General features: G+C 76.4%; 12 protein-coding genes. 3 read left to right on the top strand and 9 right to left on the bottom strand.

Annotation, left to right across the window (positions count from 1 at the left end):
- The first annotated feature begins 4 nt into the window (after positions 1 to 4).
- A complete protein-coding gene (gene fes, locus SM793_RS10950; protein ID WP_320437905.1) occupies positions 5 to 1,231 on the top strand; it encodes an enterochelin esterase in 1,227 nt (408 codons plus the stop codon).
- A 90-nt stretch (positions 1,232 to 1,321) separates the two neighbouring features.
- Here fes and SM793_RS10945 read toward each other — a convergent pair whose 3' ends face one another.
- Positions 1,322 to 1,897, bottom strand: a complete 576-nt coding sequence (locus SM793_RS10945) for a hypothetical protein (RefSeq protein ID WP_320437904.1) — start codon at positions 1,895 to 1,897, stop codon at positions 1,322 to 1,324.
- Between the two features lie 180 nt (positions 1,898 to 2,077).
- On the opposite strand from SM793_RS10945, the gene SM793_RS10940 reads away from it, so the two are divergent.
- Complete coding sequence (locus SM793_RS10940) at positions 2,078 to 3,061, top strand: GNAT family N-acetyltransferase (RefSeq protein WP_320437903.1); 984 nt, start codon at positions 2,078 to 2,080, stop codon at positions 3,059 to 3,061.
- A gap of 87 nt (positions 3,062 to 3,148) precedes the next feature.
- On the opposite strand, the gene SM793_RS10935 is transcribed toward SM793_RS10940, so the two are convergent.
- The 3 genes from SM793_RS10935 to SM793_RS10925 form a co-directional block, all read right to left on the bottom strand.
- Positions 3,149 to 4,594, bottom strand: coding sequence for a DHA2 family efflux MFS transporter permease subunit (locus SM793_RS10935; RefSeq protein ID WP_320437902.1), 1,446 nt, complete (start codon positions 4,592 to 4,594; stop codon positions 3,149 to 3,151).
- Positions 4,591 to 4,788 carry an MbtH family protein gene (locus SM793_RS10930; RefSeq protein ID WP_320437901.1) on the bottom strand — a complete coding sequence of 66 codons (198 nt, stop codon included), beginning with the start codon at positions 4,786 to 4,788 and terminating at the stop codon, positions 4,591 to 4,593. The genes SM793_RS10935 and SM793_RS10930 overlap by 4 nt, the downstream gene beginning before the upstream one ends.
- A gap of 106 nt (positions 4,789 to 4,894) precedes the next feature.
- Positions 4,895 to 12,157, bottom strand: a complete 7,263-nt coding sequence (locus SM793_RS10925) for a non-ribosomal peptide synthetase (protein WP_320437900.1) — start codon at positions 12,155 to 12,157, stop codon at positions 4,895 to 4,897.
- A 128-nt stretch (positions 12,158 to 12,285) separates the two neighbouring features.
- Between SM793_RS10925 and SM793_RS10920 the strand changes: the two genes are divergently transcribed.
- Positions 12,286 to 13,470: a M20 family metallopeptidase gene (locus tag SM793_RS10920; protein ID WP_320437899.1), complete on the top strand. Its 1,185-nt coding sequence runs from the start codon at positions 12,286 to 12,288 to the stop codon at positions 13,468 to 13,470.
- A gap of 96 nt (positions 13,471 to 13,566) precedes the next feature.
- Here SM793_RS10920 and SM793_RS10915 read toward each other — a convergent pair whose 3' ends face one another.
- The 5 genes from SM793_RS10915 to dhbC all read right to left on the bottom strand — a co-directional run bounded on the left by SM793_RS10915 (position 13,567) and on the right by dhbC (position 18,243).
- The gene (locus tag SM793_RS10915; protein ID WP_320437898.1) at positions 13,567 to 14,352 is read right to left on the bottom strand and encodes an AMP-binding protein; all 786 of its coding nucleotides are present in this window, start codon (positions 14,350 to 14,352) and stop codon (positions 13,567 to 13,569) included.
- Positions 14,352 to 14,576, bottom strand: a complete 225-nt coding sequence (locus SM793_RS10910; protein WP_320437897.1) for a phosphopantetheine-binding protein — start codon at positions 14,574 to 14,576, stop codon at positions 14,352 to 14,354. The genes SM793_RS10915 and SM793_RS10910 overlap by 1 nt, the downstream gene beginning before the upstream one ends.
- Positions 14,577 to 14,581: 5 nt before the next feature.
- Positions 14,582 to 15,214 (bottom strand): isochorismatase family protein, encoded by a 633-nt coding sequence (locus SM793_RS10905; protein WP_320437896.1) that lies wholly within the window; start codon positions 15,212 to 15,214, stop codon positions 14,582 to 14,584.
- Positions 15,215 to 15,277: 63 nt separating this feature from the next.
- Positions 15,278 to 16,993 (bottom strand): (2,3-dihydroxybenzoyl)adenylate synthase, encoded by a 1,716-nt coding sequence (locus tag SM793_RS10900; RefSeq protein ID WP_320437921.1) that lies wholly within the window; start codon positions 16,991 to 16,993, stop codon positions 15,278 to 15,280.
- 50 nt (positions 16,994 to 17,043) lie between these two features.
- Positions 17,044 to 18,243 (bottom strand): isochorismate synthase DhbC, encoded by a 1,200-nt coding sequence (gene dhbC / locus SM793_RS10895; RefSeq protein WP_320437895.1) that lies wholly within the window; start codon positions 18,241 to 18,243, stop codon positions 17,044 to 17,046.
- Positions 18,244 to 18,289 lie beyond the last annotated feature (46 nt).

The raw sequence follows: 18,289 nt of genomic DNA, 5'->3' as shown, positions 1-18,289 counted from the left end.
CGCAGTGCAGCACGAACAGCTCGCCGCCGCGGCGCAGAAGGACCAGGCCCTCCCCGCAGCGCAGCACGAACAGCTTGCCGCCGACGAAGCGTTCTGGGCCCGGGTGGCCGCCGAGGGCGCCCCGCTGGTCGACCCCGACCCGGAGGACCCGGCCTACCGGCAGGTGACCTTCGTGCTGCGCGACGAACCGGGCGGGGCGCCGTACGACGGCGTGCTCGCGCTCGTCCACACCGTCACCGACAAGGACCGGCACGCCGGCGACCTCACCCCGCACCTGATGGAGCGCCGGGCCGGCGGCTGGTCGCGCACCTACCGGCTGCGCGCCGACCACCGGGCCTCCTACCAGCTGTACCCGGTGCGCGGGGCCGTCCCCGGCACCCGGCGGGCCGACTGGCTGAAGGTCCTGGACGACGCCCGCCCCGACCCGCTCGGCCGGGGCCCGCGGCTGCCCGGCCGCGACGGGCGCCACCCGTCCTCGGTGCTCGCCCTGCCCGAGGCGCTCGCCCAGCCGTACGCCGAGCGGCGCCCGGACGTGCCGCGCGGGCGCACCGTGCGCGCCGAGGCGGCCGGGCGGACGATCGACGTCCACCTGCCCGCCGGGCACCGCGCGGACGGCGGCCCCTACCCGGTGCTGGTCCTGCTGGACGGCGACGTGTGGGGCGAGCAACTGTCGGTCGGCGACACCCTGGACAACCTGACGGCCGAGGGGCTGATCCCGCCGACCGTCGCGCTGCTCGTCCACACCCCGCCCCGGACCAGGCCGGAGGACCTCAGCTGCAACCCGGACTTCGTCGACCTGCTCGCCGACCGGGTGCTGCCCTGGGCCGGCGCCGAGTACCGGGCCACCGCCGACCCGGCCCGCACGGTGATCGCCGGCCAGAGCGCGGGCGGGCTGACCGCCGCCTTCGCGGCCTTCCACCGGCCGGCCCGGTTCGGCAACGCGCTCTCCCAGTCCGGCTCGTTCTGGTGGCCCGACGCCACCGAACTCAACGACGGCAGCGAGTGGCTCACCCGTCGGTTCGCCGCCGCCGAGCGGCGCGACGCCCGCTTCTGGGTGGAGGCCGGCCTCCAGGAGTGGCTGCTGCTCCCGCAGAACCGCAACCTGCGCGACGTGCTGCTCGACCGGGGCTACGACCTCGCCTACCGCGAGTTCAACGGCGGGCACGACTACGCCTGCTGGCGCGGGGGCCTCGCCGACGGCCTGGTCCACCTGCTGGGCCACCGCGGCTGACGCCCGGCCGGGGCCCCGGGGGCCGGACCGGCGCACCGCGTACCGGGGCGGCGCCGGTACCCCGGGCGTCAGGCCCGGACGGCTCCGGCGTCAGCCCCGGACAGCTCCGGCGACCGGGGCGCGCAGGCTCCGGGCGACCGCGCCGAGGAGCAGGGCGCCCGGCAGGATGCCCGCCACCGTCGCGACCACGGCCGCCGGGACGCCCGTCGCCGCGAGGGCGAGGCCCGCGGCGCCGCACCCGGACATGGCGGCGGCCAGCGCGTTCAGCGACGGCTGCCGCCAGACCGCGGCGAGGCCGAAGAAGTGCAGGCCGACCACCAGCGCGATCCAGCCGACCGTCGCCTTCGGCGCGTGCAGCACCGGGTTGATGACGACCAGGCCGACAAGGCCGACGGCCACTTCGGCGGCCACCACCAGGCGGTAGCCCCGGCCGAAGAGCGGCGCCGCGGCTTCCCCGCCAGTGGCACCGGCACCGCCATCGGTGTCGGCCCCGGTGCCGGCACCGGCCGGGCGGCGGCGGAGGGCCAGGAGCAGCCTGAGGAAGGCGAGGATCGCGAGGACCCGGAGGAGGACGCCGACGGCCGCGGGGAGGGCCGCGGCGTTCGCCAGGACGAAGGCCAGTCCGAAGGCGGCGCCGATGAACGGGGCGGTCTGTTTCTTGTGCACGGCGCAGAATCCCATCGAAGTGGATCATGATGCAACGGACGCCGCTCACCGGAGACCCGAGCCGGAGGCCGGAGCCGGTGGCCGGTAACCGGCCCCGGACCGCGAAAAGCCCGGACGGAGTCCCTCGGCGGCCAGTACCGTGTCACATGTGACGCATTCGATTCTGTCCGGCGGCCACGGGTGATCCGCCCGTTCCAGCCCGGCACCGACTACCCCGCACTGGCGGAGCTGCTCTCCGCCGACGGGGCCGGGCCGCCCGTCACGGCCGCCGAACTCCGCGGGCGGGACCGGGCGTTGCCGAGCGAGGACCGGCTGGCCACCGACCAGCGGGGGCGGCTCACCGGGCACGGCCGGGTCCGGCTCGTCCAGCCCGGGCCCACCGGCGACCTGCTCGGGTACGCCACCGCCTGGCGCGCCCCCTGGACGCTGCCCGGCGACCTCGCCTCGCTCGTCGTCAGCGCGCCGGGGCGCGCCCCGGCCTGGCAGCTGCCGCTCTACGACGGGCTGGAGCGCTGGGGCCGCGAGGCCGGAGCCGGCCGGCTGCTCGGCGAACTCCCGGACGGGCACGACGGGTCGGCGACCGCGGGGCGGGACCCCACCGCCGACCTGACCGGGCTGCTGCTCGGCCGCGGATACCGGGTGGACGCCCATGTCCGGTCGGCGAGCGCCCCGTTGGGCCCGCACCTGCCCGCCCCGCAGCCGCCGCCCGGCCTGTACCTGGACACCCTCGCCACCACCCTCGCACCCGAGCCCGATCGGCAGCTCCACCACCTCTACCGCGAGACGCTCCGCGACAACCCCGGATTCGCCGACGCCCTGCCGGAGTTCGACGGCTGGCGGGCCGAGGTCCTGGCCGGTCCCGGCAGCCGCCCCGACTGGGTGTTCACCGCCGAGTCCAGCGGGCGGATCGTCGGCGCCAGCGTGGTGCACGGGACGAACGACCCGCTGGCCTGCCGCGTCCACTACACGGCGGTACTGCGGGCCTGGCGCGGACGCGGGCTCGCCCGGGCGCTCAAGCTGCACGCGGCGCGCCACCTCGTCGGGCACGGTGTGCGGACGGCGCACACCGAGGTCGAGGCCGGCAATGTGCCGATGGTCGCGGTGAACGCCGCCCTCGGGTACCGGTGGGGCGCCGGACACCGGCGGCTCGTCAAGGAGTTCTGAGCCGGCCGGACACGATCGCGAACGGCCGCAGGACGGCACCCCGGGCGGGGTGCCGTCCTGCGGCGCGGTCGCGGTGGTGCGAGGTCCTCAGTCCATCGGCGGCGGCCCCGGGGCCTCCTTCGGCAGCCGGGCCGCGACCAGGGCGCCGAGCGCGACCGCACCCGCCGTGGCGACCAGCGCCACCCGGTAGGGCCCGGGGTCGGCGCCGTGCGTGCCGTCCTCGGCCAGCGCGCCGATCAGGGCCGCGGCGCCGGCGATGCCGAACGCGCCGCCAAGCGTGCGGACGATGGTGAACAGGCCCATCGCCCGGCCCATCGCGGGCCCCGGCACGTCCGCGAAGCCCGCGATCTGCACCGTCAGCACGGCGGTGCCCAGGATCAGGCCGACGCCGAACATCAGCGCCCGTACGGCCCAGGCGTTCCCGCCGACGCCCGGCAGGGCCAGGGCGGCCAGCACCAGGGCCGCGAGCAGCAGGGCCGGCAGCGCGAGCCGGCGCGGGCCGAGCCTCGGCAGCAGCCGGTCGACCACCTGGGAGGCGGCCATCAGGCCGATCGCCTCCGGGAACACGCTGAGACCCGCGTCGAGCGCCGAGGCGCCGAGCGCCGCCTGGTAGAGCAGCGGGAAGGCGAACAGCGCGCCCATCAGCCCGGCGGCGGTCAGCAGGGCCAGCCAGCTCGCCGCGCCGAAGGTCCGGTCGGCGAGCAGCCGCAGGTCCACCAGGGGCTCCGCGGCCCGCAGCTGGTGCCGGACGGCGAGGCCGAGCAGCAGCGCGCCGAGGATCCCGGACAGGCCCACCGCCGGGGAGGTCCAGCCGTGCGCGGGGCCGAAGCCGAGCGCGTAGGTGAGCAGGCCCAGGCCCGGGGTGGCGAGCAGGAAGCCGGTGCTGTCGAAGCGCCCGGCCGGCGGCTCCTGCTGGTCGCGCAGGGCGAACACGCCGGTCAGGACGGCCGCCACGCCGATCGGCACATTGACCAGGAACAGCCAGTGCCAGGAGAGGTGTTCGGTCAGGAAGCCGCCGAGCGGCGGGCCGAGCGCGGGCATCAGGGCCGTCGGCACGATCAGCACCCTGCCGAGGCCGGCCCGCTCGTGCGGCTCGAAGGCCCGGAACAGCAGTGTCATGCCGACCGGGGTGAGCAGGCCGCCGGCCACGCCCTGCGCCGCCCGGGCGGCGGTGAGAGCGCCGAGGCCGGGGGCGGCCGCGCACAGGGCGCTGGCCAGGGTGAAGACCGCGAGCGAGCCGAGGAAGACCCGTCGGACCCCGAACCGGTCGCCGAGCCAGCCGGCCGCCGGGAGGCCGACGGCGAGGCCGACCAGGAAGGCGGTCTCCACGGCGTTGGCGGCGGAGACGGGGCGGCCGAAGTCACCGGCGATGGTGAACAGGGCCGGGTTGACGATCGTCGAGTCCAGGCCGTTCATGCACATCGCGGCCGTGTACACGAGCACCACGGCGAGGCGCCCCGCGAACAGGGGGCGGGCCGGGGCGTCGGCGGGGGTTCCGGCGCCCCGGCCGGGCCTGGTGTCCGCGTCGGTCATCGGGCCGGGCTCAGCTCGGTCCAGTGGGCGGTGATCCAGGCCAGCGCGGCGGCGCGCTCGCACGGCCCGTGGGCGACGGTCCAGCCGGCCGGGACGGCGGCGAAGTCCGGCCAGAGCGAGTGCTGGCCCTGGTCGTTGACGAGCGCGAGGAACTCGCCGTCGCCGTCGAAGGGGTTGGCGGGGGCGTCACTCATGGGGTGGGTTCTCCTGTTGGTCGGACGGGGCGGTCGGTTCGGACCGGCGGTCAGTTCGGACCGGGCGGTCGGTTCGGACCGGCGGTCGGTTCGGACGGGGCGGCGTTCAGCGGCCGGAGTCGAGGGCGGTGAGGTGCTCGGCGACGACACCCGCGATGTGCGCGATCGGCTCCGGCAGCGTCATGTCCTTGTGCGAGCAGGCGACGTCGGTGCTGTCGATCCGCCCGGCCACGTACGGGGTCCACAGCTCGGGCACCAGGGTGTCGTCGATGGTGTCGACGACGGCGCGGAAGAACAGCACGTCGCCCGTGAGGCGGCGGTGGTCGTAACCGCGCACCAGGTGGTTGATGTGCAGGTAGATCCGGTTCAGCGCCTCGACGGTGGCCTCGTCGAGACCGGCCAGCGGGCTGCCCTCGCGGCGCAGCACCTCGGTGACGTGGGCGAGTTCCAGCGGGCGGCCGTCGAGGTCCTCGGGGCCGAAGCCGCCCATGGTGAGCAGCGCCTCCAGGGCCTCGGCCTGGTCCGGCACCGGCAGTTCGCGGAAGCCCTCGGCCGGGTAGGCGTCGAGGACGGCCAGCAGTTCGACGGCGTGGCCGAGTTCCTCCAGCCGGGCGGCCATGGCGTGGGCGATGATGCCGCCGGTGGACCAGCCGAGCAGCCGGTAGGGGCCCTCGGGCTGGACCTCGCGGAGGCGGTCGACGTAGTGCGCGGCCAGTTCCTCCATGGTGGCGGGCAGCGGCTCGCCGGCGGTGGCGGCGCCGACGCCCTGCGCCTGGAGGCCGTAGATCGGCACGTCCGCCGGGATGTTGCGGATCAGTCCGGTGTAGCACCAGCTGAGGCCGCCGGCCGGGTGGACGGCGAAGAGCGGGTTGCGGCGGCCGGGGGCGACGGGCCGCAGCGGCAGCAGGACGTCGAGCGCGTCGGTGCCGGGGGCGTCCGCGGACAGCGCGGCGTCGAGCGCGGCGACGGTCGGCGCCTGGAACAGGGTGCCGATGCCGACCTCCAGGCCGAGCACGGCCCGGATCCGCCCGGCGAGGCGGACGACCAGCAGGGAGTGGCCGCCGAGCGCGAAGAAGTCGTCCTCGACGCCGACCGCCGGCACTCCCAGGACCTCGGCGAAGAGTTCGCGGAGCTGCTGTTCGCGCGGGTTGCGCGGCGGGCGGCCGGCGCCGGCCGCGGGGGCGTCGGGGGCGGGCAGGGCGCGCCGGTCGAGCTTGCCGTTGGCGGTGAGCGGCAGCCGGTCGAGCAGGACGACGGCGGACGGGACCATGTGGACGGGCAGGTCGGCGGCGGTGCGGGTGCGCAGTTCCTCAGCGGTGACCTGGTCGACCTGGTCCGCGCCGGCCGCGAGGACGGCGTAGCCGACCAGCCGCTGGTCGCCGGGCACGTCCTCGCGGACGATCACGGCGGCGTCGGCGACCGCCGGATGGGCGGCCAGGACGGCCTCGATCTCGCCGAGTTCGATCCGGAAGCCGCGGATCTTCACCTGCTGGTCGGCCCGGCCGAGGTACTCCAGCACCCCTTCGGCGCGGCGGCGGGCGAGGTCGCCGGAGCGGTACATCCGGGTGCCGCGCTCGCCGAAGAGTCCGGCGTACGGGTCGGCGACGAAGCGCTCGGAGCTGAGTGCCGGGCGGCCGAGGTAGCCCCGGGCCAGGCCGGCGCCGGCCACGTACATCTCGCCGGTGACGCCGGGCGGGACGGGCTGCAGGTACTGGTCGAGGAGGTAGATCCGCAGGTCGGGGATGTTGACGCCGATGGTGCTGCCGTTGCCGGTGGCGGCACTCGCCCGGTCCAGGGCGAGGTGGGTGACGTGCACGGTGGTCTCGGTGATGCCGTACATGTTGACCAGGGTGGGCGCGTCCTCGGCGTGCCGCTCGTACCAGTCGTCGAGGCGGCCGAGTTCGAGCGCCTCGCCGCCGAACACCACGTAGCGCAGGGCGAGTTCGGTGCCGGGCCGGTCCCGGTCGGCGGCGCTGAGCTGGTAGAAGGCGGACGGCGTCTGGTTGAGGACGGTCACCCGCTCGCGGGCGAGCAGGTCGAGGAAGGCCGCCGGGTCGCGGCTGACCAGGTGCGGGACGACGACGAGCCGCCCGCCGTGGAGCAGGGCGCCCCAGAGTTCCCAGACCGAGAAGTCGAAGGCGTAGGAGTGGAACAGCGTCCACACGTCCTCGGCGCCGAAGCCGAACCAGTGGTCGGTGGCGGAGAACAGCCGGACCACGTTGTGGTGGGTGACCGGCACGCCCTTGGGGCGGCCGGTGGAGCCGGAGGTGTAGATGACGTAGGCGGTGTCCTCGGCGGTCAGCGGCCGGGTGCGCTCGTGCTGGGCCAGCGGGACGGCCGGGTGGCCGTCCGCCTCGCCGCCGTCGACCAGCAGCTGCGGCACCCGGTGCTCGGGCATCCGGGGAGCGGTCGCGGTGTCGGTGAGCAGCGCGGCGGGCGCGGCGTCGGCGAGCATGTAGGCGAGCCGGTCGGCCGGGTACTCGGGGTCGAGCGGCAGGTAGGCCGCGCCGGACTTGGCGACCGCGAGCAGGGCGGTGACCAGCTCGAGGGAGCGCGGCAGGGCGAGGGCGACGATGGTGCCGGGGCCGATGCCGCGCGCGGCCAGCAGCCGGGCCAGCCGGTCGGCGCGGGCGGCGAGTTCGGCGTAGCTGAGCGTCTCGCCGTCGCAGCTGACGGCGGTGGCCGCCGGGTCGGCGAGGACGGCGGCCTCGAACAGCTCGGGCAGGGTGGCGCCGGGCACCGAGTGGACGGGGGTGCCGTTCCACCCGACCAGGGCGCGGTGGTGCTCCTCGGCGCTGATCAGCGGGAGCCGTCCGATCGTGGTGTCCGGTGCGGTGGCGGCGGCGGTGAGCAGCCGGGCCAGGCGTTCGGCGAGGGCGCGCGCGGTGGCCTCGTCGAAGAGGTCGGTGCGGTACTCCAGGAAGCCGGCGATGCCGCCCTCGCGCAGTTCGCCCGCGTTGAGGGTGAGGTCGAACTTGGCGGTGCCGGAGGGGATCGCGGCGACGGTGGCGGTGAGGCCGCCGCCGAGCGCGAAGGCCCGGTCGGGGACGGACTGCCAGGCCAGCATGACCTGGAACAGCGGGTGCCGGGCGAGGGAGCGGCGCGGGTTGAGCTCCTCGACCAGGCGGTCGAAGGGCAGGTCGGCGTGGTCGTGGGCGCCGAGGACGGCGGTGCGGGTGCGGCCGAGCAGTTCGCGGAAGGTCGGGTCGCCGGAAGTGTCGGTGCGCAGGACCACGGAGTTGACGAAGTAGCCGACCAGGGCGGCGGTCTCGTCGGAGTCGCGGCCGGCGACGGGGGTGCCGACGGGGATGTCGGTGCCGCAGCCGTGCCGGGTGAGCAGTGCGGCCAGACCGGCCTGGACGGCGGTGAACACGCTGGTGCCGGTGGTGCGGGCGAGCGCGGCCAGGGCGGTGTGGGCGTCGGCGTCGAGGCGGAACGGCACGGTGGCGCCCCGGTGGCCGGCGACGGCGGGCCGGGGGCGGTCGGTGGGCAGGTCGAGCTGGTCGGGCAGGCCGGCCAGGGTCTTGCGCCAGTGGTCGAGCTGGCGGACGGCGAGGGCGCTGGGTGCCTCGCGGGTGCCGAGCAGCTTCGCCTGCCAGTCCACGTGGTCGGCGAACTGCACGGTCAGCGGCGGCAGTTCGGGGGCTTGTCCGGCGAGGCGGGCGGTGTGGGCGGCGGCCAGGTCGCGGGCCAGCGGGGTGGTGGAGGCGCCGTCGCCGGCGATGTGGTGGAGCAGCAGCAGGAGGGTGTGGGTGCCGTCCTGGTGGGCGAACAGGCTGGCCCGCAGCGGCGGTTCGGCGCCGAGGTCGAAGGCGTGGCGGACGGCGTCGGCGATCTCCCCGGTGCCGGTGTGGAGTTCGACCGGGCCGGGCGGCAGGATCCGCTGGTAGGGCTCGCCGTCGGCGGACTCGCCGTAGACGGTGCGCAGGGTCTCGTGCCGGGCGGCGAGGTCGCCGACGGCGAGCGCGAGGGCGTCGCGGTCCAGCGGGCCGGTGAGGGTGAGGGCGAGCGGGATGTTGTAGGTGGGGCTGGGGCCCTCCAGCCGGTAGTGGAACCACAGGCCGCGCTGGGCCGGGGAGAGCGGCAGGTGCTCGGCGCGGTCGACCGGTACCAGGGCGGGGCGGGGTTCGGGGGCGGAGCGCTCGCGCAGCAGGGCGGCGAGGGCGGCCGGGGTGGGGTGGCGGAAGACGTCGGCGAAGCCGACGGTCACGCCGAGGGCCTCGCGGAGCCGGGCGGCGAGGCGGCCGGCCAGCAGCGAGTGGCCGCCGAGGTCGAAGAACTCGGCGTCGCGGGAGAGCGGTCCGGCCAGGTCGAGGAGGTCGGCGAACAGCCCGCAGATGATCTCCTCCTGCGGGGTGGCGGGCGCGGCGCCGCCGGCCTCGGTGGCGGACTCGGGCTCGGGCAGGGCGCGGTGGTCGAGCTTGTCGTTGCCGGTGCGCGGCAGGTCGTCGAGGACGAGGACGGCGTCGGGCACCAGGTGCTCGGGCAGCCGGGCGGCGAGGCCCGAGCGCAGTGCGGCCGGGTCGAGGACGGCTCCGGCGGCGGGTACGGCGTAGCCGAGCAGCCGCTTGCCGCCGGGGCCGGGGCGGGCGATCACCACGGCCCGGTCGACGCCGGGGAGTCCGCCGAGGGCGGCGGCGACCTCGCCGGGTTCGATCCGGAAGCCGCGGATCTTCACCTGGTCGTCGGCGCGGCCGAGGAACTCCAGGGTGCCTCCCCCGGCGTCCGGCCGGGGGTGCCCCCCTGACCGGCGTCGGACGAGGTCGCCGGTGCGGTACATCCGGGAGCCGGGCGGCCCGAAGGGGTCGGCGAGGAAGCGTTCGGCGGTGAGGTCGGGGCGGCCGAGGTAGCCGTGGGCCAGGCAGGCGCCGGCCAGGTAGAGCTCGCCGGTGGCGCCGTCGGGGGCGGGGCGCAGCGAGCCGTCGAGGACGTAGGCGCGCGAGCCGCGGACGACCCGGCCGACCGGGGCGCCGTCCGGGCCGGGGGTCCAGGTGTAGGCGTCGACGGTGGCTTCGGTGGGGCCGTAGAGGTTGACGGGGCGCAGGCCGTCGACGGCGGTAAGGCGGCGCCAGAGCGGCTCGGGGGTGGCCTCGCCGCCGACCGCGACCACGGCGGGGTGGTGGGCGTCCTCGGCGAGCAGGCCCTCGGCGATCAGCACGTCCAGGTAGGAGGGGGTGACGTCGAGGTAGTCGATCCGCTCGTCGCGGACGTGGCCGACGAGGGCGGCCGGGTCGCGGTAGGTCTCGTCGTCGAGCAGGTGGAGTTCGTGGCCGTGGAGCATCCACAGCACCGGGTCCCAGGAGGCGTCGAAGGCGAACGAGGCGCTGTGGGCGATCCGCAGCCGCGTGCGGCCGGTGCGGGCGAGGGCGGGGGCGATGTGGTCCTCGCCGTGGCCGGCGGCGAGGTTGGCGAGCGAGGCGTGGGTGACGACGACGCCCTTGGGGCGGCCGGTGGAGCCGGAGGTGTGCAGCAGGTAGGCGGTGTGCGCCGGGTCGGGGGCGGGCAGCGGTCCGGCGGGCAGGGCGGCGAGTCGGGCGCGGACGGCGGGGTCGTCGAGGGCGACGGCCGGGCGGTCGGCGGCGCCGGGCAGCGCGGCGAGGGCTTCGGCGGTGCCGACGGCGCACACCGGGCGGGTGTCGTCGAGGATGTCGGCGGTCCGCTGCCGGGGGTGGGTGAGGTCCAGGGAGAGGCAGGCGCCGCCGGCCTTGAGCACGGCGAACATCGCGACCAGGGTGTCGGCGCCGCGCGGCATGGCGAGGGCGACGGGGGTGTCGGCGCGGACGCCGAGGGCGGTGAGGAGGTGTGCGAGGCGGCTGCTGGCGGCGTCCAGTTCGGCGAAGGTGAGGGTGGTGGCGCCGCTGCGCAGGGCGACCGCGTCGGGGGTGCGGGCGGCCTGGCCGGCGAGCAGTTCGGGCACGGTGCGGGTGGCGGGCGGCTCGGTGCGGCCGACGGTGGCGCGGCGCAGCGCGTCCTGGTCGAGCAGGTCGATCCGGGCGATCGGGGTGTGCGGGGCGTCGAGCAGCAGCGTGGCGAGGCCGTCGAGGTAGCGCAGCAGGCCGTCGCGGTGGGCGGCGAGGGCGTCGGCGCCGTAGCGGTCGGGGTGGGCCTCCAGGCCGATCCGCAGGGCGCCGTCGGGGCCGGGCGAGACGGCGAGCGCGAGGTCGTCGACGGGGCCGGCGGCGAGGTTGCGGACGGTGCCGGGCAGGCCGGCGAGGTCGAGGTCGCGCTCGAAGGCCTTGATGTTGACCATCGGTCCGAACAGGGCGCGGCGGGTGCCGGTGAGTCCGAGGTCGCGGCGCAGGTCCTCCAGCGGGTAGCGCTGGTGGCGGCGGACGTCGCGGACTTCCAGGACGACCCGGCGCAGCAGTTCGGCGGCGGTGTCGCGGGGGCGGACGGCGAGGCGCAGCGGCAGCACGTTGGCGGTGGCGACGGGGGTGCGCAGGGCGGCGGGGCCGCGGCGGTTGGCGAGCGGCAGGCCGAGCACGACGTCCTCGGTGCCGGCGAGGCGGTGCAGGTAGCCGGCGGTGGCGGCGATGACGAGTTCGGCCCAGGTGGCGCGGGCGGCCCTGGCGGCGGCCTCCAGCCGGGGCAGGGTGCCCGCGGGGAGGGCGGCGGCCATCCGGGGCAGTCCGGCGGGGCCAGCGGGGGTGCCGCCGGGGAGGGTGGCGGGGGCGTCGGCGCCGGCCAGGCGGTCGCGCCAGAAGGCGCGGTCGGCGGCGTGCTCCCCGCCGGCGCGGTAGGCGGCCTCCTCGGCGGCGACCTCGGCGGGGGTGGCGAAGGTGCGGTCGGTGGGGCGGGTGCCGGCGGTGAGGGCGGTGTAGAGCTCGGCGACCCGGCCGGTGAGGAGGGTGAGGGCGTAGGCGTCGACGGCGAGGTGGTGGACGCGCTGGTACCACCAGTGGCGGTCCTCGGCGAGGCGGATCAGGGCCTGGGTGAAGAGCGGGCCCTCGGCGAGGTCGACGGGGCGGGCCAGGTCGGCGCGCATCCAGGTCTCGGCGGCGACCTCCGGGTCGGTCTCGGCGCGCAGGTCGAGCCGGTGCAGGGTCCAGGGGCGGCCGGGGGTGAGGCGCTGACGGGGCGCCGGGTCGGCGTCCTCGCCGCCGTCGGGTCCGGCGGCGTCGGCGTCGACGACGGCGGTGACGACGACGGCGGAGAGCGCCTCGGCCTCGTCGACGGTGCGGCGCAGGGCGCTCTCGAACAGCCCGGCGTCGAGCGGACCGGTGATCTCGACGGCGTCGCCGGTGTTGTAGACCGGGCTGTCGGGGTCGAGCGCCTGGGCATACCAGATCGCCGCCTGGGTGGCGAGCAGCGGTACGTCGGCTGCGGCGGGGACGGCGACGGGGTCGGACGCGGCCTGGTGGCGACGCATGGTTCTGAAAGCTCCTCGGGTCCGGCGAACGGCACGCCAACTGCCTGGTTAGGTTAGCCTAAGCTATCTACATATCGTCTGGTCAACAGCCTGCCGACGGGCAGGCCCTGACAGCCCCGGAGGCACCGATGTCCCCCTTGAACGCGAGCGTGCCCGCGCCCGGTCCGGCCGTCGCCGCCGGACCGGCCGGCCCCACGCCCAAGGAGGCCGTGCGCGAGCGCGTCCTCGCCCACCGGGACGAGCTGCTGGCGCTCAGCCGCCGCATCCACGCCCACCCGGAGGTCGCGTTCGAGGAGCACCGGGCCGCCGAGTGGTGCGCCCGACTGCTGCGCGAGCACGGCTACTCCGTCACCCCTGGCATCGCCGGCCTGCCCACCGCGTTCAGCGCGAGCACCGGCAGCGGACCGGTCACGGTCGCGATCGTCTGCGAGTACGACGCCCTGCCCGGCCTCGGCCACGCCTGCGGCCACAACCTCATCGCCGCCGCCGGCCTCGGCGCCGCGCTCGGCCTCGCCCCCTACGCCGACCGGCTCGGGCTCACCGTGCGGGTGATCGGCGCACCCGCCGAGGAGCGCGGCGCCGGAAAGGCGCTGCTGCTGGACGCGGGCGCGTTCGACGGCGTGGACGCCGCGATGATGGTCCACCCCTGCCCGGTGGAGGTCGCCGACTTCCACTCCTTCGCGCTCGGCACCCTCTCCGTCCGCTACACCGGCCGCGCCGCCCACCCCAGCCTCAACCCGCACGAGGGGCGCAACGCCGCCGACGCCCTCACCGTCGCCCAGGTCGCGCTCGGGCTGCTGCGGCAGCAACTGCCGCCGCAGTGGCGGGTGCACGGCATCACCACGGCCGCCGGCACGGCGCCCAACCTCATCCCCGACAGCGCCACCGCGGAGTACGAGATCCGGACCTCGGCCGCCGAGGACCTCGCGGCGCTGCGCGCCCGGGTCGAGGACTGCTTCCGGGCCGGCGCGCTGGCCACCGGGTGCGAGGTCGAGCTGACCCGGCCGGAGCCGGACTACCTGGACTTCCGCGGCGACCCCGGACTGCTCGCGCTGTGGCGGGCCAACGCGGCGGCGGCGGGCCGCCCGGAGCCGGTCGAGAGCGGGCCGTTCGCCTGCACCGACATGGGCAACGTCTCGCACGCCGTGCCCTCCATCCACCCGGTGCTGGACATCACCGGCGGCTCCTGCGGCCCGCACGAGGCGGCGTTCGCCGAGGCCGCCGTCTCGCCGGAGGCGGACCGGGCGATCCTGGAGGGCGCGGTCGCGCTGGCCTGGACCGCGGCCGACTTCGCGGTGGCGCCGCGCGGGTGACGGGACGCTGACGACGGGCCGCGGACAGCGGCCGACGGGCCCGGAAGTCCGTCGGCCACTGTCCGACCGCCGTCCGACCGCCGTCCACCAGGCCCGTCAGCCGCGCTCCGGGACCAGGTGCACCGGCCCCGGCTCGGGCAGCAGCTCGCCGAGCACCGACGGCGCCGCGCGCAGCGCGGTCACCCCGGCCGCCCGGACCAGCTCCCCGACCTCGCCCGGCCGGTCCGGATCGGCCAGCACCAGTGCCGCACCGGTCCGCAGCGGCCACAGGAACTCCCAGAGCGGCAGCCCCAGTTGCAGCACCCGGTCGCCCGGGCCCAGCCCGTACACGGACTGCAGCTCGCGCACCCGGCGGTCCACCTCGGCGTGGGTCGTCCACACCCCCGCCGGACGCCCGCCCGGCCCGTACGCCCGGTACAGCGGATGCTGCGGGGTCAGCGCCCGCGGCGGGTCGGTGACCGCCCGCCCGGCCAGCTCGGCGACGCTCGGCCGCTCCGCGTGCGGCAACCCCTCCCCCAGCACGCACACCGGCGCGGCGTCAGCCAGCAGCCAGGACAGCCGCCCAGGGGCGTCGTCCGGGTCCAGCGGCAGGTACGCCGCACCCGACTTGGCCACCGCCAGCAGCGCCGGCACCAGGTCGGCCGGGCGGGTCAGCGCGAGGCCAACGACCGTGCCGGGGCGGGCGCCCCGGTCCATCAGGCAGCGGGCCATCCGGTTGGCCGCGGCGTTCAACTCGCCGTAGCGCACCGGCGCCGCACCGGCCGGCAGCAGGGCCGGGGCGTCCGGCGTCCGCGCCGCCCGGGCCTCGATCGGCCCGACCACCGTGGTGGCCGGCCACCGCTCCGTTCGTGAGGGCCCCGCCACCGCCGTACCGGACTCCATCAGGACGCGCCCAGCAGTTCGGCCCAGGCCCCGACGGCCGGACGCTCGGCCAGCTGCAGGAACGCCACCTCGGCGCCCTCCGCCCGCCAGCGCTCGGCCAGCGCCATCAGCCGCACCGAGTCCAGGCCCCAGTCGGCCAGGTTCTCGTCCAGCGGGATGTCCGCCGGGTCCTCGCCGAGCAGGTCGGCGACCTCGGCCCGGATTCGCTCCACGGTGAAGGCCATGGCTGTCACTTCCCTTCCACGACGGCGTCGGTGCCGGTGACGACGCCGCAGCGCCCGGCCACCCAGCTGAGTGCGGCGCGGTGCTCGTCCGCGCCGAAGTCGGCGACCGCGTCGGCCACCACGAAGGCCCGGATGTCCCGCATCCAGGCGTCGCAGGCAGTCGCCTGCACCCCGATGTGCGCGTACACGCCGGTGATCACCAGCTCGTCGCGGCCCTGCTCGCGCAGCAGCTCGTCCAGGTCGGTCCGGACGAAGGCGCTGTACTTCCACTTGGTGAGCAGCCGGTCGCCCTCGGCCGGGGCGACCTCGTCGGCGACGGCCGCCGCCCGCGGGTCGTCCGGAATGCCCGGACCCCAGAAATCCTGCTGCAGGCCGCGCTGTTCGGCGCTCTGGCCGCCCGGCTGCGCCGAGTAGACGACGGGTACGCCGTGCTCGGCGGCCCAGGCGCGCAGCCGGTTGACGTTGGCGAACAGCTCGGTGACCGGCGCGGCCGAGGTGTCGAAGGCGCCCATGAAGTGGTTCTGCAGGTCGTGCACCAGCAGCACGGCCCGGGAGGGGTCGACCGTCCAGTCGACCCGGTTGGCCGGCAGCTCGGCGGCGGCGGGCATCGGATAGGAGGGGATGCGGGGCAGGCCCACGGCGGTGCGTCCTTAACGTTCGGGAGACTGGGAGGTCGGAGGCGGAGACTCGGGGCTCGGGGCTCAGGAGGAGGTGAGGGAGGCCGCGATGGCGGCGCGCAGGTCCTTCTTGCTGACCTTCCCGATGCCGGTGGCGGGGAAGGCGTCGACGAACTCGACCCGGTCCGGCACCTTGAAGTCGGCGAGCCCGCGCTGCCGCACGAAGCGCTTCAACTCCACGGACTTCGGCGGCCGCGCGCGGTGCTCCTCGCGCAGGACGACGTAGGCGCAGGTGCGCTCGCCGAGGTACGGGTCGGGCATCGAGACCACCGCCGCGTCGTGTACGGCCGGGTGGGCCAGCAGATGGTTCTCGATCTCCTCGGCGGCGACCTTCTCGCCGCCCCGGTTGATCTGGTCCTTGGCCCGGCCCTCGACCACCAGGTGGCCGGTGCCGGTGCGGCGGACGAGGTCACCGGTGCGGTAGAAGCCGTCCGCGGTGAAGGAGGCGGCGTTGTGCTCGGGCGCGTTCCAGTAGCCGCGGATGGTGTACGGGCCGCGGGTGAGCAGGTGGCCGGTGGCGCCGTCGGGCAGGTCGCGGTCCTCGTCGTCGACCACCCGCACCTCGTCGTCCGGGGAGATCGGCCGGCCCTGGGTGGTGACGATCAGCTCCTCCGGGTCGTCCAGCCGGGTGTAGTTGACCAGGCCCTCGGCCATCCCGAACACCTGCTGGAGGGTGCAGCCCAGCACCGGGCGCACCCGCCGGGCCGCCTCCTCGCTGAACTTGGCGCCGCCGACGAGCAGCACCTCCAGGCTCTCCAGGCCGGTACGCCCCCGCGCCTCGCGGAGCCGCTCGGCGGCGTCCAGCCAGAGCAGGGCCAGCGGCGGCACCAGGCCGGTGATGGTCACGCCCTCGCGCTCGATCAGCGGGAACGCCGTCTCCGGGCTCGGCTGCGGGCAGAGCACCACCCGGCCGCCCGCGTACAGCGTGCCGAGCGAACCCGGCGAGCTGAGCGGGAAGTTGTGCGCGGCGGGCAGCGCCACGAGGTAGACGCTGTCCGCGTCCTGGCCGCAGAGTTCGACCGAGCCGCGCAGTGAGTAGATGTAGTCGTCATGGGTGCGCGGGATCAGCTTGGGCACCCCGGTACTGCCCCCGGACAGCTGAAGGAAGGCGACGTCCCCGGGCTGCGGCTCGCCCCCGGGCTGCGGTTCGTCCCCGGGCGCCCCGGGTGCCTCCGCCGGGTCGGCCGGGTCGGCCGGGACCTCGGCCAGCGGCGTGTGCTCCCCGGCGTCCCCGCCGACCACCAGGACGTGCCGCAGCGAGGGCGTCTCCGCCCTGATCCTGCCCGCCAGTTCGCGGTAGTCGAAGCCGCCCTCGACGGCCGGGACGGCATAGCCGACCGCCCCGGTGAAGGCGCAGAAGTAGGAGATCTCGGTGTACCGGTGCGCGGGCAGCGCGAAGACCGGCAGCGCGCCGACCCGGAACAGCCCGAAGACCAGCTCGAAGAACTCGGCGACATTGGGGAGCTGGACCACCACCCGGTCACCCCGGCGGATGCCCCGGGCGCGCAGTCCGGCGGCCATCCGGTCGGCCCGCAGGTCGAGTTCGGCGTACGTCCAGCGGCGGGTGGGGTCGTCGCCGGTACCGCCGGCCGGGTCGACGATCGCGATCCGGTCGGGGTGGGCGGCCGCGCGCTCGCGCAGCATCGAACCGAAGGTCTCGCCGCGCCAGTGGCCGTCGGCCCGGTAGCGCGCGGCGAACTCGGCCGGGTAGGGGGCGAATCCCGCCAGCACCTCGGCCATCGGACGGTGCGGATCGGTCACGGCGGAGGCTCCCGGGGTGGTCGGGTCGGTCACCGGGGCACCCCGGCGGCGTCCAGGAAGGTGCGGAACTTGGCGCTGGTCTCGGCGAGTTCGGACTCCGGCCGGGACTCGGCGACCACACCGGCGCCGGCGAACACCCGCAGCGTCCGCTCGTCGGCCTCGGCGCAGCGCAGGGTGACCACCCACTCGCCGTCGCCGTCCGCGTCGCCCCAGCCGACCATGCCCGTGTACAGGCCCCGGTCGAAGGGCTCGATCCCGCGGATCGCCTCGCGGGCCAGCGGCGTCGGACTGCCGCAGACCGCCGGGGTCGGGTGCATGGCGACGGCCAGCTCCAGGGCGGAGACGGCCGGGTCGATCAGCTCGCCGGTGACGGTGGTGGCCAGGTGCCACATCGCGGCGGTGCGCACCAGGGTGGGCCGCGCCGGCACGTCGAGGTCCCGGCAGTAGGGCGCGAGCGCGGCGTGGATGGCGTCCACGACGAAGGCGTGCTCCTGGAGGTCCTTGGGCGACTCCAGCAGCGCGGCGGCGCGGCGGACGTCCTCCCCGAGGTCGGCGCTGCGCGGCACCGAGCCGGCCAGCGGGTTGGCGACGACGGCGGTGCCGCTGCGCGAGAGCAGCAGTTCGGGGCTGGCGCCGATGAGGGTGCGGCCGCCGCCGGCGGGGACGGCGAAGGTGTAGCCGCCGGGGTCGCGGCGGCCGAGGCGCTGGAGGATCGCGGGCAGGTCGAGCGGGCGGTCGGCGTGCAGCTCCAGGGTCCGGGCGAGCACGACCTTGCTCAGCTCGCCGTCGGTCCTGAGCAGTTCCACGGCCTCGGCGACGCCGGCCCCGTACGCCTCGGGCATGGGCACCGGGCGGACGTCCCAGTCGATCCGGTCGGCGGCCGGGGCGGGCAGCGCGATCAGCGGATCGTCGCGCAGCGCGCCGCAGGTGCGGAGCGTCGCGGGTACCGCCAGCTCGGCCCGGCTGTCGTGGTCGAACGCCACCGCGCCCACCACCAGCGGGTGTTCGACGCCGCTCCGGCGGGCCCGGGCGAGGGTCTCGGCGACCCGGTCGACCAGCGGGCGCCCGTCCTGGGGCACCCGGGCGTGCACGCCCTCGGCGAGCAGCGTGCGGGTCGGGGAGGCGAAGAACGCCTGGTCGGCCGCGGCCCGGTACTGGCCCAGCAGCCCGCTGGCCGCGCCGATGACGGTGTGGTCCGTCCCGGCGGGGGCGTGATGCACCGTGGTCACCTGGAATCTCCCAGTCTGCGAGTGGTCGCCGGGCCGTCGCTCGTCG

Source organism: Kitasatospora purpeofusca (assembly GCF_034043715.1).
In the GTDB taxonomy this organism is placed as follows: domain Bacteria; phylum Actinomycetota; class Actinomycetes; order Streptomycetales; family Streptomycetaceae; genus Kitasatospora; species Kitasatospora purpeofusca_A.
The sequence above is the reverse complement of the archived record's forward strand: the minus strand, read 5'-3'. Positions and strand labels throughout refer to the sequence as shown.

Excerpts from the sequence above, each read along its gene's own strand:
- SM793_RS10900 (WP_320437921.1), bottom strand. The coding sequence starts at position 16,993 with ATGGCCGAGGTGCTGGCGGGATTCGCCCCCTACCCGGCCGAGTTCGCC.
- SM793_RS10930 (WP_320437901.1), bottom strand. The coding sequence starts at position 4,788 with ATGAGTGACGCCCCCGCCAACCCCTTCGACGGCGACGGCGAGTTCCTC.
- SM793_RS10920 (WP_320437899.1), top strand. The coding sequence starts at position 12,286 with ATGTCCCCCTTGAACGCGAGCGTGCCCGCGCCCGGTCCGGCCGTCGCC.
- SM793_RS10935 (WP_320437902.1), bottom strand. The coding sequence starts at position 4,594 with ATGACCGACGCGGACACCAGGCCCGGCCGGGGCGCCGGAACCCCCGCC.
- SM793_RS10915 (WP_320437898.1), bottom strand. The coding sequence starts at position 14,352 with ATGGAGTCCGGTACGGCGGTGGCGGGGCCCTCACGAACGGAGCGGTGG.
- SM793_RS10910 (WP_320437897.1), bottom strand. The coding sequence starts at position 14,576 with ATGGCCTTCACCGTGGAGCGAATCCGGGCCGAGGTCGCCGACCTGCTC.
- SM793_RS10925 (WP_320437900.1), bottom strand. The coding sequence starts at position 12,157 with ATGCGTCGCCACCAGGCCGCGTCCGACCCCGTCGCCGTCCCCGCCGCA.